Genomic DNA, 19,110 nt, shown 5'->3' with positions numbered 1-19,110 from the left:
GCGAATTTACGTCAATCCGAACAAAATGCTATATCGAAAATGAATTAGTAGGTACAGCGACAATTACTTAATCCTTGAAAGAGATCTACACCTATGGTTACTACATGTGTACCTGTGCTGTAGGTAATAATTTCGTTAAGAATAATCTGATATGAATATCCGAAGTAAAAATTGCTCTTTTTAAGACCTGCGAACGGTGCAATATATAATGGGTCACCGATTTGATCGTTCAAAAAACGGTAATTAACACCGGTATAATAATAATCTTCAAAGTCGTACCATCTGAATTTAAGGTTTAAATCAGTTTCTGAACGCCCGTCACTTTCAAACATTTTAAAGAGAATAGAGGGTTCTATCTCAAGATTGGTGTTTTTATTCTTTCTGTATCGATAACCTGTGTAGGCATAATAATTTCTCAGTTCGTTTGGCTCATCAACATTAAAAGTAAAATTGTTGGGATCTTTACCTAAAAGGTTTGATGCATTTGCACTAAAATAGAATTTACCAAAACGGTACATGGCACCGACATCGAAGTTATGGTTACTGGTTTGGCGATTGTTGATAACACCAGGGTCTAGATTAGCATCAACAAATTCGTCTATATCTATTCTAAACTGGTTAAAGTTGTAAGAAATACCAAATGACAAGAACTCGTCATCATACCTATCTAAGGTTAGATGATGGGCAAAAGATACCCTAGCACCCTGTTGTTTGGTGTAGCCGTTTTTGTCGTTATATAGAAAAACACCAATACCTGATTTTTCACCTAAACGCATATCTGCAGCTAGCGATTGGGTCTGTGGGGCATCTTTTATACCTACCCACTGCGTAAGACCATTGAGCCTAATTTTCACATGATCCCCAATACCTGCATATACCGGCGAAAGAACAAATGGGTTATCAGCTAAATATTGTGAAAGCTGGGGAGAGTTTAACTCTTGGCCCCGTGTAGCTATGACGCTCGAAAAGAGCAGCAAGGTCCAAATAAATTTACGCATGGTTCAGTTAGGTTAAGTTTTTTATCGATATAGGGTAAAGTGGCCTACAAATTCTCTTTCATCATTTTCTCCGTTGAGTCGAACAACATACCAGTAATCACCTGTAGGTAATTCTTTTTCATTGTACGTACCGTCCCATCCTAAATGATTTTGAGATACTTCAGCAACTACTCTACCATAACGATCATAAATTTTGATTAGTATCTCTGGAAAATGTTCTATGTTTCTAGGTTTCCAGAAATCATTTTCACTATCCCCGTTTGGAGTGAAGAAATTAGGAATTTCAATATCTATAAATTCCATATAAATTTCTGCAACCGCTTCGCAACCATTGGCATCTATCACTCTAACTTCATAAGTGTCAGTTCTATTGATGACAAATGTATTATCTTGACCATTATCGTAGTCATTAAAATAATAGTTATAGGGCGCCCTGCCACCATCAACAATTGCAGTAATTTCATTAATACTGTTTTGCTGAAGTGTAAGAGTTAATGGTTCAAAATTCTCGATGACAAAATCTATAGTTGTTATACAACCATTTTCATGTGATATTGAAATGAAATGATTTCCTGGTGACATATCCCTGAAATAAGGGTTTAACTGCATTTGAGTTGGATCAGTGGTGTCTAAGCCGTATAATACCTCCTCGGAAATACTTTCATCTTCGAGAGCAATATTAACATAGTTATTGGGCAGTTGACCGTTACAACCATATATTGGTTCTACTGTAGCACCAAGGTTAACACCAGGTTCTACCGTAACGGCAATATTAGATTCACAACCATTGGCATCTTCTATGAAAATAATGTAATCACCTGCTGCCAAACCAGAGAAGGTAGTTCTATCTTGAACAAAAGTACTTTCAACGGCTATTCTTGTACTATAAGGTGCTGTACCACCCGTTATCGTCAATTCAATTGATCCGTTCTCTTCACCTTCGCATACTTCAGGGAGAACCTCTGCACTAACCTCAATAATGGTAGGTTCAGTAATGGTATACTCAAGTTCGATAAAACATCCATTAGCATCTTGAGCTATTACCGTGTAGTCGCCTGGGACCAAACCATCAAAGGTGTTTTCATCATCAAATTGGTCAAGATTAGGTGTAATTGCATATTGGTAGTCTCCTGAGCCACCGGAAAGGGTTACAGTAATACTGCCATCTTCTTCGCCATTACAGCTTACGTTAATGACCTCATCGGTATAATCAAGAGCTGTTGGTTCAACAATATCTACCCTTTGTGCCGGTGTAATACAATCTTCACTAACTACATTTACGTAATAGGTTCCTGCATATAGGTTTCCGAATATTCCTAAAGATTGAGGACCAGCAATTCTGGAGGCAGGGTTTAAGGAAACATCTGTAAATAATTCATATTGATAATTTCCTAATCCGCCCTCGGCATCGGCGTAAATGACTGCAGTATTGTCACCCGTACAGTTGATAATGGCTGCACTATTATCCACGAATAGAACTAATTCCGGAATTTCTTCCACACTAATACTATTGGATATGTTTGCTTCACAACCCTGGGAATCTATTACAAAGTATTGGTAAGTACCTTCATTTCCTTGTGAAATGGAAAATGTGTGCGTATTACCACCACTCATTGGATTAAAGGTGATGTTATCGGTACTGTATCTATAGGGCCCGGTACCTCCGGAAGCCGTTAGTACTAGTTCTGCATCAGAGGCGCAAGTCATTGCCCTCGTTTGAACAAGATTGCTGATGACCTCCGTAGGTTCATTGATTTGAACGGTATTAGTATTTACGTCACAATTCCAACCATCAACAACGGTTACACTATATATGCCTTCTCCTAACCCAGTAAAGGTAGCTGATGACTGTTGACCCGATGTGAATTCAATTGATGTTCCTGAATTATCGTAATAGTTCAGACGATATTCATATGAACCGCTTCCGCCACCCGTAACAATTGCAGTTACGGTGCCATTGGTGTCATCGTAACACATCAAGTCAGTTACTAATGGTATTGCATTAGCAACTATTGGGGTAGGTGCAGTCAAAGTTTCTGTATCATTAATAGCACAACCCAAAGCATCGGTAATAGTAATATCAAAGTTCCCTGCCGATAGCATGGTAAAGACATGAGCTTCTACATTGGATACCGAAAAATTTTGACCCGTGATAGTATTGATCATGTCAATAGTGTATGGAGCATATCCCCCATTAGGATCCACCAGTATCTCTCCTCTATCATCGGTACATGTTGCTTCCGAAACTGGATCAACAATAGCCGTTAGGGCTGTATCTGGAGACACGATAGTCACCATATTTGAATCTTCGGTACATCCTGGAGAAGTCGTTTCGGTTACCCTTACAAAATAATTACCTCCAGAAAGACCCGTGATTGTTAAAGGATTTACACCAGTATTACCCGATCCTATTTGAACACTTGTTCCTGCTTGAGTGAATACTTCAAAATTATACGGACCACTATAACCGCTAACCTCTATTTGTAAGCTACCATTAGAATCACCGAAACATACAACGGGATCAATTGCGGTAGCTGCAACTTGTATCAGGTCATAGGGAGCAATTTCGTATGGTGCTGTATCTACATAACATCCTGTATCTGTATCTGTAATTCTAAAGGTATAACTTCCCACTTCCGTTAGTTGATAATCTGCCGATGTACTCGTAACGGCTACCTGAACACCATCGGTATTACCCAGAGGTAACAATTCAAAAGTATAGTTATGAGGATTTCCGTCATCGGTAACAGTAATTCTAATATCTTCTGGACCTGAGCAAGAGATTGCTGAAAGTTGTGAAACTACTGGAACAAAATTGTTGATTGGATTGATAGTTTGTGTAGGTAAAACAAATGTACATCCATTTGCATCCCGTATAGTAATATCATAATTACCAGCGCTGTTAACAAAATGGGTAAATACATTACCACCCGTAGGTAAATAACTACTACCATTAACACTGTAGAAATAATCAGGTGTACCTGTACCTGTGGTGATGGTAACCTCAATTTCCGCCTGTTGTAAACTGTTGTCGATATCACATGCAAAATCTACAACGTCGGTAATATTTGCAACAAGGTTAAGTGGCTCATTAATTACAATCTGATCAGTAGCAACACAATTTCTATTGGAAGTTACGGTAATGTCATATGTTCCGGCAGATAAGCCAGTAAACAAATTTGAGCTCTGCGTGAGTGTTATGGTACCATCAGTAATTTCAAAAGTGTAGGGAGGGTTGTCATTAACTCCGGTGCTGCTTGGCTCCATGTTAATAACAATACTTCCGTCTGAAGCTCCATTACAACTAACATCTGTTTTATCCGTTGTCAACAAGGTTACGGGAGTAGGCTCTTCAAGGCTTATAGAAGCCTCAGAGATACAATTTGGGCTTCCTAAATTAGTATCTGTAACCCTCACTATATAATTTCCAAAAGGAACATTAGTGAATTGGTTTCCTGTAGCTGCAATTCCTGTGGATGATAAATCTGCACGAAGTAATTCAGTTGTAAAGCTTCCTGAACCACCAACTATATTAAATTCAATTACTCCATCATTAGTATTACAAGTAGGTTGGGATATTACGGTAGATGTAATTACAAGTTCCGCATCAATATTAAGGTTTTCTGTTTCATTACATCCATTAGCATCGCGAACCGTAATACTATGATTCCCTGATGATAATCCTGTAAAGGTATAGGGGAATGCGTTAATATTTTGAAATGCAGAGCCATTGATGCTCATGAAATATGGCGCAACACCTGTATTAACGGCGTCTAAGTTTACCGTGATGGCGAATTGACCCTCATCTGCACAGGCATCATTAAGTGATAAGCTGATATCTGGTTCTGAATCCATGGCAACCGTGATTGCAATGGGAGTGGAGATGATACAACCATTTATGTCCCTAGCATAAAGATCCCAATCGGTACCCGTTAATGGATCCAACTCAATTGTATGATCATAAGGGAAGGTAGCGGGCACGGGTGCGCCACTCAATACGGCACCATAGGTATATGGAGCTGTACCTCCAAAGGCTTGAACAGTTACAACGGCGTTAGGTGTGTTACAATTTGCATTTACATTGTCTAGTACCGTCATCGTAATTGGGTCAGGAGCATCAATAGTAACCGTATTAGTGGTAACCGAACATTGAGGATATGCGGTTTCCGTTATTTCAACAGAATAGGTACCAGCAGGTAAGGTGCTGCTAACCGTAAATGTAAACGGATTTACAGTTGCATTATTCGAAGCTGTCGTACCAGCAATAATGTTACCATTGATATCTAACACATGATAATCAAAGGTGCCTAGATAATTGTCGATCGTTACTTCAATACTGCCATCCGTACTATCGCTACATACAGCATCGCTCAATATTGTGGCAGTAGCCTCAATCAAATCATATGGAGCTATCACATGTTCAATGAGTATAGAACAGTTAGTGACCGTGTCCAAGATTTCAAAAGTATAGGTACCCGGTTGTGTTAGTGATACCGATGCCGGATTTGAAATGATAGTTCCGGAAGGCACTTGCGTATAGGTGTAAGATCCAGATCCGTTGGCAGCAATTATTTCAATAACCTCTTCACCATTAGAACAATCTATGGGCTGTAATTGATTGATTGTTGCGGTTACCCTTTCTTCAACAGGTATTGATACAACTACTGTATCGGTACATCCATTATCATCTCTAACTACAACAGTTATGTCAGGTGATCCAAATGCTACCTGATAGGTATTGTTAGCCTGGAAGTTACTTCCTCCATCATAACTGTACACATAAGGCCCAGTGCCCGACGGATTTCCAGTACCGTCATTATTTATGGTCACTGTTATCGTGCTTGCAGCATCATCACAACTAAAGCTAGATGCAGATGCAGATATATCCAATTCACTTGGACTTTCCACATCTATTGGTAATGTTGCTCGACAACCTTTATCGGAAATTACGGTGACGTTATAAGAACCTGCGCTCAAATTATTGAATACGTTAGAAGATTGAGTTGTGGTACCACCGTCTGAACTATAGAGATATGGAATATCAATATTTCCTGAATCAAGAGTAACCGTAATGGATCCATCAGACCCACCAAAACAACTTACGTCTGTCGCGTTTAAGGTAAATGTAGGGTCAACCGGGGCCGGTAAAGTTATAGAAACCTGATCTGTACAATTTGTGGTTGTATCCAAAACCTCAAAGGTATAGTTGACCGAATGGGTAAGACCCGTAAAAATACCCGTGGCATTTGTAGCACCCGCAGGTGTTATTTGGCTGTAAGTATAGGTGCCCGAACCTCCGTTTGCCGTGATGGTAACCTCTCCTGAATTAGCTGGAACACAATTTTCATCCGCAGTCACATTGGCAAATAGATTCAATGGTTGATAAATGGTGATATTCTCAGTTTCACCACAACCATTGGCATCCAATATTTCAAAAGTGTGCGGACCTGAACTTAATCCAGTTATGGTCATAGTATCCCCAACACTGTTTAGCGATGTAGCCGCTTGGGGAGCAGAACCGTCGATTCTTATTGAATAGGGTGCTATTCCCGCAACATCAAGCGTTACGTCTACACTAAAGCTACCGTCTTCAGCGGTACATTGGTTGGTGCTGATAACGGAAATCTCTGGTGAAGGGTCTAGCAGAACCGTAATACTGTCAGACTGTATACAATTATTGGCATCTTTTATATAAACAATATAATCGCCACTTTCAACATTGAATACGTTTGCAGAACTACCTGCCCAAGTACTAACAGTTGGGGCGAGATCAGAACTCAGTGCAATTTGATACTCATAAGGTGCTGTTCCAAATTGTCCTACGGCAGATACTTGACCGGCGTTTATGTTACAATTATCGTTTTTCTCAAGATTTGCCGATACCTGCAACAGGTTAGACGATTCTGATATGGTGAAATCCGCAGATGCCACCGTACAACCACCATAGGTTCCACCTACTTCGGTAAATTGAATATAATATACCCCATAAGGCAATGGACCTAAATTATTGACTGTTACACCAGTACCCACACCCGGAGGATTGACTGCCGAGGAACCAGTAATACCTGTTGTAGTATTCGATTGAAAATTGAATATTTCATAATCCACACTGGTTGCATCTGCTGCGTAGTTATCAAAAGTGAAACTAACATTACCATCGGTGCTTCCTGTACAGGTAATATTATTTACCGCATCTAAAGTTGAAGTCAGATTCGAGGGAGAATCAATTGGTGCAGCTGCTGTTTCAAAATAATAGCAGTTAGTTGTAATGTCATGTACCACGAAAGTGTAGGTAATACCTGGGGTCAGACCTGTAAAAGTTCTAGTAGGCCCACCACTGGTATCAGGTGGCAAAAATGAAGACGCATAAGGTACGCCAAACTGATCAAGAATCCCAAATTCGTAATCGGTTCCTAGTATAGCGGTAGTTACCGTCACTACGGCAGTTCCGCCGGAAACACAGTCGGCAGTGACTGTAGAAACGTCAATATCTAAATCATCAGGTGGAGACGCTATAATGTTCGTAGTTAATACTGAACATCCGTTGTTATCTACCACGTCTATTTCGTAAATACCAAATTCCAGTATTGTAAAAGTATAATTAGCACCTGTAGGCTCAACCCTTTGGGCACTATAGCTGTTATTACCGGTCAAGTAATACGTATAACCAGGAGTACCTCCTACAACATTTTCAACGGAAATTGAACCCGGATTGGTACCCGAAGAAGTATCACAGGTTATTGGGGTCAAATTAATGTTATAAGTAATTGGGTTTGGTTCTCCTATTACGATAACCTCCATATCTGTACAGGACTTGGCATCCGTTACTGTTACCTCATAAGTTCCGGCAGGTAAACCAGAAGTTTGAGTACCATAAGAAGTGGCAGTGGTTGTATTGTATACAGAGATTGTATACGGGGCTACTCCCCTACTATTATCAAGATTTACCTGAATGGAGGCACCGGAATCCCCATTACATAAAATTGCTGCTGTTTGTACTAGGGATGTTATGTCAGGATTGTCTATAGGATCTATTTGTGCCTCAGTTATTACGGAACAGCCACTATTGTCAGTAATTCTAAAACTATAATTGCCAGCATTAGGTGTACTATATGAAAAAGTTGTTCCAACAATAGCAATAGGAGCTCCCCATGAAGTACCTCCATCAGTACTAACTTCATAACTAGCATATGGTAAATATCCATTGGCTATGTTAACATCAATAATGGCGTCTGGAGAGGCGGTACAATCCAAAGCCTTATTTACTGTGGCATTCGCTGTAAGTTGCGGCTCTATTGTTTGTGAAATGCTGTTAGAAATACATCCATAAGCATCGGTAACTTCAATAGAATAGGTGCCGGGAGTCAGATTTGATATGGTTATAGGGCTAGACCCGCCCAAAGTAAGTCCACCCCCATTTATACTGTAATAATAGGGAGCAATACCATCTGTAACGTTGATTACCAAGGAGGCTTGATCAGTTGCATCAAAACACAGGTCGGAACTTGAATCAAAGGCAATGGATGGTGTTTCAGCAGGGTTAATGGTAATGGTGTCAGTGCTAATACAATTGCCGGAATCCCTCACGTAAACCGTATAATTTCCGGCCGGTACGTCAGTGAATATATTAGAACCTTGATAGGGGTAAATGATTGCGGGCCCAATAGTATTTTCTAGTTGATATTCATAACCGCCCCATCCACCTGTTGCGGTAACGGTAATGGACGCATTTTCACGACAAGTAACGGGGGTACTGGTCATTGTAAAACCAAGAGCAGTTGTTGGTCCGGCCACAGTTGTTACCGAAGTAGCAGTACAATTGGTTGTGTCATCCGTAATGGTTATGGTATAAGTGTCCGCAGCTAATGATGTTACAGCTATTGGTGTGGTCAGATTGATGTTATTTTGACTTTGGACCGTAATGGACGAACTATTCTCAACTACATAACTATATGTGGAGGCAAAATCACTAACAGTAAATGTAAAGGCACCATCGGTTGCCCCAAAACAACTCACATTGTTCGTTAGTTGCGAAAGAACTTCCACCTGTGGAATATCTGCAATGGTATAATTTCTCTCAATAATACAACCTCTGGCATCTGTAATCCTAAAAGTATAAGTATCTGGACTTAGGCCGGTAAATACGTTATTGTTACCATTGTTTGTTGTACTTGCACTTGGAGCAATAATTTCATAATTGAAAGGAGCGGTTCCATCGGTTACGGATACCGTTACATCTGATACTATTGCTGGACAAACCGGAGCAGTTTGAGCGAAAGAAAGATCAGTTGGGGGATCTAATGGGTCGATTACTACTGCTGTGGTCTCTTCCGTACATCCATTGCTGTCGCGTACCGTAATAGTGTAGGTACCCGCGGTAATACCGGAATTAAAAGTATCTGAGGCCTGAAAATTTATACCATCAATACTAAAGGTGTATCCGGTTGTTCCTCCTGAATAATTTATAGCCTGTAATGTTGCAGATGTGTTATCGCAACGAAAGTCCTGAAGAATATCAATTGTACCAGGATTCAACGCAGGTGGAGCAACCAACGTTACTGAGCCACTTGCAGAACATCCTTTGGCATCAGTTACAGAATAGGCATACGTGCCTGCTCCAAGATTTGCATAGATTGTTTGAGCGGAAGGCGTACTACCGTCAAAAACAATTTGGTAAGGCGGAGTACCGCCTGTAATCTGAAGTTCAACGTTTCCATCCGTACTCAAACTACATAAGGGATTTGCAAGAACTTCCGTTACAGCTGGATTGGTATTGGGAGTTACCGTAATTTGATTTGTCGTAATGGTACAGTTTTCACTATCCGTGATAATAAACTCGTATGTTCCAGCTACGGATGTAAAATAGGAGAATGGATTGCTTGGTAGGGCAGTTGGTGACTGTACCGAACTTCCATTTCTAATTACTTCATAATTAAAAGAAGGATTTCCACCAGAAACGTTCAGACGAATTTCTGCATCGGGCGATGCACTACAATCCAAGTCCTTAATTAATGAGGCGTTGGCAGATAGGGTTGGAAAAACTGTTATACTGGCGGTACCCGTACAGTTTTTACTGTCTATTACCTCAATGGTGTAACCGCCCGGTCCCAGCCCAGTAAAAGTTGAATTTGATTGATAAGCACCGCCGTTAATCCTATATTGAAACGGAGCTTCTCCTCCAGATGTTACGGTAGCACTAAGTTCAAGTCCAACAGAACTATCATAGCACATATTATTGGCCGCTATGCTTAACGTTGGAGCGACAGCAGGATTTAAAGAGAATACCTGTGATGTCTCACATCCTCCAGAATCCCTAACCGTTACGGTGTAATTGCCGGAAGTATCGGTAAGACCTGAAAATGAATTGGTAGATTGCGGACCCGTGACCGTTCCCGAAGGGTCTTCTAACTCATATTCATACCCACTCCATCCACCGGTCGCAGTGATGACTACAGATCCAGGATTAGTGCCGGAAGTTGAGCAAGTTATGTCCGTTACATCCAAATCTGCAATTACCAGAGATGTAGGTGGAGCAGAAATAGTTACATCTGTCGTGGCTGTACAATTGGTATCGGTATCAGTGACCGTAATACTGTAAGTTCCTGCTGCTAGCCCATTGAAAGTTTGAGTCGCTGAGGTTTCATTAGTACCTGATAAAGACGATGGACCGGAAATGGTATAATTATAATTGGTTGCAAATCCTGAGATATGAAACGCGATATCTCCATCGGAAAGACCAAAACAAGTGATATTATTGTTAAGTTGACCTGCTACCGAGATAGGTGTAAGAGGGTCTATAGTATAGCTTTCGGTGATAGAACAACCTTTAGAATCACTTACCCTAAAGGTATAGGTGCCAGCTGATAAACCATTAAATACATTATTGTTTCCATTATTACTGATGGCTGATGCCGGTGCAACTATTTCATATATAAAAGGACTGTTTCCATTGGTTACATTGACCGTTACATCAGAGGTCTGTGCTGGACACTGTAAAGTGGTTGAGGTAAATGTTAAATCGCTAGGTTCATTTAAAGGATTTATCGTAATGGGCGCAGTGTCAAAAGTACAGCCAGCATTGTCCCTTACCCTAATTGTGTAGGTTCCAGCGGTTAGATTTTCAAATCTGTGGGCATTAGGCGTAGTATCGGGAATGAAGTTAATGCCGTCAATACTAAAAAAATATGGAGCTGTACCTCCGCTAATGTTTTGCGCTTCTATTATTGCATCTTGAGTACAAGTCAAATCTTGTATTAGGGCAGAAGTGGCCGTTAATGCATTAGCAGGCGTGCTAATGGTATGGTATTCAAAATAATCACAGGAAGCACTGCCCTTTCGCTGATTAATTACCACAGCATAATCACCAGTAGGTAAACCAGGAAAATAGCCTGAGGCGTTGGTAGCTAGTGCATTTATGTAATCGTAATTATCTTCTTCAAATCCTGTAGCGTCAAATAGGTAATATGTAAGTTGATAACCGTTGTCATCTATTAAATTAAATTGAATGGCACCACTGGAATCTCCAAAGCACAAAACGTCTGTTACAGAGGTTGCATTGTACTCAGCGGCCGGCCTAAACTCTATTGTGACTTCATTTGAAAAAGCCGCACAATTATTTCTGTCTACGACTATAAATGTATAGTCTCCTGGATCATATATATCAAAAATTTGGCTTGTCTGATATTCAGAGGCTGGGATTTCACTGGGATTATTATAGGAGGTGATGGTTGTACCACTTTCATCTACAAAGCTCCAAATTGCATAGACATGAGGTGTTTGTCCTCCGTCTGAACTCATTAAAATATTTCCTTCCCTACAAGTTATATGTTGAGATATCCTTGCCTCTATTTCAAGGTCGGACAAGTCCAAAATTTCAACTTGTCCAGTACCCAAACAACCATCATCCGTTCGAACGGCATAATCATAGACCCCAGGGTTTAGATTGACAAAGGTGTAATTGTTGTCCGTAGAAGGTCCGGAATTGTCCACAGGAGATCCTCCTTGGGTTAGTTCATAGTAATATTGGCCTTGGGCATTCAATGCGGATAGTCTTATGCTACCAAATCCGCTACATGTAGCGTCTGTTTTGACTGCTTCCACACTGAAGGCAGGATTAAGAATACCGATATCCGGAGTGCTAAAAATACACGCCCCGTCAATCGGCTGACCGCTGCTATTCAATTGAACTGCTTCTACCCTATAAGATCCGTTAGTTGAAATGTCAAAACTTGGTCCATTGTTAGCACTGAAAGGGACTTCTATAACATTTGTAGATACATTTACAAGTTGGAAACCATAGTTACTGCCTAAGTTTGTAATTGTAATGTTACCGTTATTGCCACATAACATATCTGTCTTGTTGTGCCGTATATCCAACGTATTTTGGAATACATCAAAATAGAACCTGTTAAAACAACCGTTTTGATAATTTATAACCAATCGGTATTTACCTGCAGTATCAACAGTATAGTTGCTTCCTACAGCAACTTCATTCCAAGTACAGGTTAAATTTTTATTGGCGCAGTCATCAGGAGCATCTGAACAACTACCCTCTACCAATCTTTCCCAATGAATTTCTTGGGCATCTAGGATATTTAGTTGGATGGGGTGAGAATCATTAATACCACATAGAAAAAGTTTGGGTAATAGGTCCCCGTCTACACTACATTGAACTATTTCGCCTTGAATATCATTTGTGGGGTCCGAGTCATTGTTAACAGTATTGTAATGTTCAATGATTGGGTTAGTTCTATTATCTCCAAATCGTTCTACGATCATTATCTCCTTAAACCCTTTACAAGGGTCTGCAACTATTTTGTCAACAATATATGTTCCTACTTGATTTACGTTTATAGTGCTTAGGTCCCCATCTGGGTTTCCATCATTAAGAACGGTATCAGAGGCGTCTATTTGACCATTGTTGTTGTCGTCCCTAACCCATATATAATCATCAAAATTATCCCCGGCATCCAAGGTTACATTGGTACCGCAGAGTTGTACGGTTCTGGTAAAATTACAGTCGGAAAGGTCGTCCAAAAGAAAGTTGGTAGCACCCGGGGTTACAAATCCACAACTATCAAAATCCGTAACACTGGGATCATCGGTTATTTGGTTATCATTGATGACACCTTGATAAGTAGAATAAGCTAAATTTTGGATAAGATCCGTACAGGCATCTATGAAATCAAAGCAGTTTTCTGCTACTTGAACTCTCATTCTAATAGAAGCTACGGGGTCACCTGCATTTATTAAATATTCCGGTATGGTAAATGTAACCTCCCTGGTTGCTGGGTTAAAGGTATAGGTGGTACCCGATGGCATTGTAATATTAGATTCATCTAAAGTTACATTTATGGGAAGAATGTCCCTTATAGTGTAATTGGTTGCGTCATCATTTCCCGTATTTTCAAAGGAGAGTACGTAGTCAAGAATTTGACCAAGATTTACTCCTTGGCCTGTAATATCGTTACCTGCTATATCTTCAACCCTTTTTTCAAGAACGATATTTGGCTCAATTATTTCAATATTAAAAGAATTAAAAAAGGGATAATACTGATCTCCATCGGTTTGAAACCTAAAAGTAGCAGCGGTTTCATTGTTTGGTATGGCAGAATTACTGGGATTGAGTAATCTGAACATATCCGTGTCATAACCTAAAGTATTAATACTATTAGGATTTCTATTAGTGGTAACTGCTCCGTCTAAGGTAATATCACTATTAAAAAAATTGTTAGGGTCTATAAAGCCATTTTCATCCCTAACAATAGAAAAAGAACCATTTGAGGCGGCCCTTATGCTCATATTGTCACCGTTTATTCTAAAATCACCCTCCAAAGCTGCGGCTCCTATATCTGCATTTACAGGGCCAGCTGGAATTGTGTTAAAGCCTGAATAATTAATTTCTACTGTATCTGTGTCCCTTACCCTGGCAAATCCGTCAAATGTGGACATGAGTTTACCGGTTAAATTTGGGTTTTCATAAACTACAACCAAGGTCCACCCTCCAGTGGTACCACCTCCCGGGGTAAGAGTTCCAGTAGTTGCCCTGATATTTGCAACAGTATAATCGCCCGTAGGGTTCCCCAGAGGCGTTATTAAACTAGTTACATCTGCATAGCAGGCGTAGGGACTATTTTGCCTTACATCTGGATCTGTACTTGTAAAACCATCATAAAGAACTTCATCGGCCGTAATGTTTACATAAGAACCTCCCGGCACCCTTAACCTTACTTGGTTAAAATCATTTTGTCTGTTTTGACCTATGGGGACGTTATTTTGTTGATAAGTGTTACCATCATAAAACCCATTAGCGGTATCGCTAGGATAGGTGGCTGACCAATAAAGCCCAGCGTATCTAACGCGATTACAATCCGGGTTTGGAAAGTTAAAGGTAGCGGTACTCGAACTAAATGTAGAGGGATCCGTATCTACATCTATGTATTGCATGTTTTTATAGTCATTGTAATTAAGTCTACCCCCTGTTTCCGTATTCCAACTGGTACTGCTGCTCAAATTATTGTAAGCATCATTTGGTTCAGTGGTAGATGTACCCCCGTCCCGATTGAGTATATTATTTGATATAAAGGTTAAATCACCCTTAAGGTTTGCTTGATAGCGTACCTCAAAATCGTTATACTCTTGTGAAAAAACTGTGCAGGTAACTATAAATAGTGTACCTGCAAGAATGTTTTTTATAAGTTTTGGTATCATTTATGCCAGTAGGTTTGGTTTGACCCTCATGATCCACATTTTGTCATCGTAAGAGTCATTTAGATTGGTATAGTAAGATATGAGGGCATTATTCCAAGATTCATGTCGCTTCAAATAGACATATCTCCAATTATTTTCAGGGTTTATGAAATAACTTGCACTAAGGCCGAACGAGTTTAGAAGCTTAACAAACCGATTGGCATTTTTTGGATTGGAAAATACATTGGCGATAATATAATACCCCGATCCAATACCATCGATTTTATAAGTTTTAGAGGTAAGCTCTTTAGAAGTCACTTGATCTTTAACGACTACATTTTGTTGTAATACATCATTATCATATTCGTATTGAGCAGATTTTTCCTTTAATTTATTAACGTTGTTGGCATAAGCCTCATTAGTATATTTGTTGTCAACGTTCATAATCCAAAGATCACCATTGTAAGAACCGTTCATTTTTGATTCGTGTGCGGCAACTGCTTGATCCCAGGTATCATAGCGCTCTAAATAAACATATTTTAGTCCGTTCTCGTTGTTGTCTATATAGTTGGTTGAGAACCCTTTGGCATCCATATCATTAATGAACTTTTCCATATACTTGCCTCCTTTATAAACATTGGCGATTACATAATAACCGTCATCGGCGCCTTCGAGATTTCTAAACTTTCTACTTTTAATCTTATTCTGAGCTAGCTTATTGCGTTCGTTAGTCTTTACTTTATTTTTAACATTGTCTTGTATTGTCGCAGGTCTTTTTTTAAGGTTTATTTCCGCTACGCCGGTTTTGTCCTGAACATTAGAATTTGTACCGATAGGTTTATTCGTGTCTTTAGTCTGGCTTGATGTAGCTACTGTAGGTCGTTCTTGATTGCCTAAGAATAAATTCTCTGCCCGTTTTTCAAGATCGGGACGCTTACCGTTCGTTTCGTTACGTACCATGCCCATTACCATATTAAACCTTCGTTCAAGATCTTTTTGGCGGTCTGCCTCTAAAGAGTCTTGGCGGAACATCAATTCTTCGATAATAGCATCGTTTTCCGCTAGTTTTCTTTTCAGCTCTGCAATCTCTTCGTTGGAAGCAAGATTATTCTTATCTAGGTCTTCGCTTTCAGCCAGTTCATCTTCAAAATCCTCTTCTAACATTACGCGGTCTTCGGTTAGGTTAGGGGTGAATGAGTAGGCGAACGAAATTTCGTGCGTTACACCAAGGGCTTCTAAATCGGTCGTGAAGCCTTTTTCCATGGTATACCCAAGGGAGAGTCTCTTGTTGATGTTAAAACCAGCTCCTGCCGATGCCCCGAAAAAGCTATCATAGCCCCCTTGTAACCAGCCTAGTTTTGGCAGGTCTAGTATTAAACTTCCGCCAAACGTAATGTCTTGGGCTTCTTCTGCATCTGCAGAGGCAAATCGATTTTGACCGTTCATTCGAACCCGTGCAAGAGGCATTAATCTGCTCCCCTCCATAATGCCAGAATCTTTATTAAAGGCATGGGTATACTGTAGATGTCCGGAATACGTTTTATTGGCAAATTCTGTAAGAGATTCACTTGTTTTTAAATTGTAATCAAAAAGGTTCTCAGCAAAAAGGCCAAAATCGAATTTGTCATAGGAAATATTGAAACCCGGCTGAAAAGACAGCACGTTGCTATCTTCTGTACCGTTCAGTCTAAAATCTTCTGAATCAATAGCATCAATATTATTGCGATCAAGACCTGTACTATAGTAGGCCAAGTTTGCTCCGAAAGTTAAATTACTTTTGTCGCTTAGCTTTACACCATAAGCGTAATTCGCCAACACACCGATATTGGAAACTGGCCCAATAGATTGGGTATATAGACTAAGACCGAGCCCGCTTCTATCGCCTACCCTACCGCTATAACTCAAAAAGTATGTTTGGTCATTATCCTTAAACTGTACCGATTGGTTTCTATGTAATAGGTTAATGTAAGACTTGTCTTCTTGAACTGTAGAAAAGGTTGGGTTGATCAAAAACCTATTGTATTTCAATAGGTTTTGAGATGCGGGACTATACAGAAGTATAGGGTCGTCTTCTTGCGCCTTGACATCGGTAAATGAGAAGACGGCAATTAGGGTTAACAGTAGGTATTTGGCTAGTTTCATGGTGTGGTGACTTATCTGATAACTGTTATGGTACCTTGTTTTAATGTTTCGGCCTTATTCTTGATAACATAGTAGAAAACCATGTTCTGGCTAGAAAAAGCCATTGATGACTCTGGCCAATTATTCGAATAGTTGGTAGCATTTAAAACTTCTGCTCCTTTCGCATTATAGATGATTACGTTTACATCAGATTTGTTGGAATATGAATTTGGTATAATCCATTGATCATTTGCCCCATCTCCATTGGGAGTAATTACATTCGGTATGTTAAAAAGATCTAAGTAAGCCACCGTAATGGGTTTCGCAACTTGACAATCATCTACATTGGCAACCAAAGTATAGCTGCCCTCGGTTGTAAACGTAAGAGAGTTGGTGCTTCCTATTTCGATATTGTTCGCATCAAACCATCTGTATGATGTACCACCGTTAGCAGTCACTGTTTTTGAGCTGCCTTCTGGGAAAATCACATCTCCATCAACATCTAATGTGATTAGTTCAGGATCTAGCGGCGCAACGGTTATTTCATTGGAGATAAGTTGGCATGAGCCTTTTCTTACTACTAAACGATAAGTTCCTGGTTCCGATACGTTCAATGATATATCAGTAGTACTTATGATATTACCATCTTTTTCCCACTCGAAGTCCTCGCCGGTCAAATCAATGGAGGCTTCTATGGTAATTGCATCTTCAGCACTACAATATACGGTACTTGTACTAGTAATGGTTAGGCTTGCGTTACTAGATAATTGAACGGGCAAGGTGTTCGAAGTACTCGCCATTGAGGCAAAAGTGCCCTCAACAGAATATGTTCCGTTTTCATCACTGCTGGTCAAACTGATAGATTTTGCAGACTCTCCACTTACCGCTACCCCATCTTTATGCCACTGATAGCTGAAAGAAGTTGCAACATCGTTCGTAACGTCAATTTCGCTAGAGTCGGCAAGAATGGCGTAAATATTTGCGGTTTCAAGTACAATGCTTGATTCTGTACATTCGCTATACGGGGTAGCATAATCTAGTTCTAATCTAAATTCTGTAGGGCTTACGGCTATGGTGTTTTCTGAGTTTATTGTAGTTGAAGAACACGTACCGCCTGTTTGTGTTACAGAAACATAATATGTTCCTGCTTGTGATATGTCTAGCGAGGCTGCATTGGTAGACGGTATTGCTGTTCCGTTTCTATACCATTGGTAAGTTGGGCTATTTGCATCTGTAGTTACGCTTAAGGTTTGTGTTTGACTTGGTAAGACTACCAAATTTTCGCTATTGTTTCTATTTACTGTAAATGCACCCGCATTAGTTATGGTAACTGCTTGCGATGTTTCGGTACAAATACCCGACCCTTTTACCTCAACCGTATAATCACCGATAAATGATGGATTATTTGTGTCAATCGTATAGGTAAATGCACCCGCCTGTTCTGCTTGAACAATTTCACCATTTTTGTACCAGGTATATGAATATGAACCGTTTTGAACATTGGCTTCTAACGCCGGTGCAGATTCACCAGCACATAATGAGGTTGATGCAGGGTTGTTAATCGCTATACCACTACTAGTTCCTGAGTTGATTATAATGTGATTTGATTCCGTATTGGCGGAACCGGTACAATCACCATAATCAATGTAGACAAAATACTCTCCATCTCCACTAGTTTCTATTGAGGGTCCGGTACCAATTGGTGTTCCGCTCCTAAACCATGAATACTGATAGGTATTTAAATCTGATGACGGCACATTGTCTACGCTTAAAGTTACATTGGCCCCTCCACAAACTTGTAGGGTGCCGGGTGTCGAACCATCACCATCAGGACTCATATGTAAGTTGTTCGTAAAACCTAAGTAGTACATGGAGTAGGCTGATGAAGCAGGGCTAATTGTTGCTGGATTCGTACTCCTGACTCTCATACGATATCCTGTACCTTGTATGTCTGTTCCAAGGGCAAAACTTGTCAGAAATTCTGAGTTACTATTTTGATCCGTTATCGTGGAAAGTACCGTGGGCGAACTAAACGAACCTGAAGCGTTTGATAGCTCTAGAATAAATTGATTGTCAGAGTTTGCACTACCCGCCCATTTGATGGTCACGAAATATTCGTTGAACGTTGATGAGCCGCATGCCTTATCCCAAGGGGAGTTGCCTCCGATATTGGGATTGTCGGCAGGCTCTGGGGCTTGTAATGCTATGGCCTGAGCGTTAGTAGAGAAGCTTGATAATAGCATTAATGCCACGACAAGCGTTGTTCCAGTTGTAAAGAGTGCTTTTTTCATAAGTAGTGGTA

At 40.1% G+C, this 19,110-nt stretch carries 4 protein-coding genes; all 4 read right to left on the bottom strand.

Features of this window, described 5'->3' with window-relative positions:
- Positions 1 to 44: 44 nt before the first annotated feature.
- From IV512_RS04910 to IV512_RS04895, 4 genes are read right to left on the bottom strand one after another with little or no spacing between them, the layout of a single operon-like run.
- Positions 45 to 998, bottom strand: coding sequence for a type IX secretion system membrane protein PorP/SprF (locus tag IV512_RS04910; RefSeq protein WP_209401230.1), 954 nt, complete (start codon positions 996 to 998; stop codon positions 45 to 47).
- A 21-nt stretch (positions 999 to 1,019) separates the two neighbouring features.
- A complete protein-coding gene (locus tag IV512_RS04905) occupies positions 1,020 to 14,708 on the bottom strand; it encodes a T9SS type B sorting domain-containing protein (RefSeq protein WP_209401228.1) in 13,689 nt (4,562 codons plus the stop codon).
- A complete protein-coding gene (locus IV512_RS04900; RefSeq protein ID WP_209401227.1) occupies positions 14,709 to 16,829 on the bottom strand; it encodes a type IX secretion system membrane protein PorP/SprF in 2,121 nt (706 codons plus the stop codon).
- An 11-nt stretch (positions 16,830 to 16,840) separates the two neighbouring features.
- Positions 16,841 to 19,099: a gliding motility-associated C-terminal domain-containing protein gene (locus IV512_RS04895; RefSeq protein WP_209401226.1), complete on the bottom strand. Its 2,259-nt coding sequence runs from the start codon at positions 19,097 to 19,099 to the stop codon at positions 16,841 to 16,843.
- Between the last annotated feature and the right edge of the window lie 11 nt (positions 19,100 to 19,110).

It is taken from the genome of Pseudozobellia sp. WGM2, from assembly GCF_017810075.1.
Classification (GTDB): domain Bacteria; phylum Bacteroidota; class Bacteroidia; order Flavobacteriales; family Flavobacteriaceae; genus JADNYK01.
This window is presented reverse-complemented; position numbering and strand designations above follow the sequence as displayed.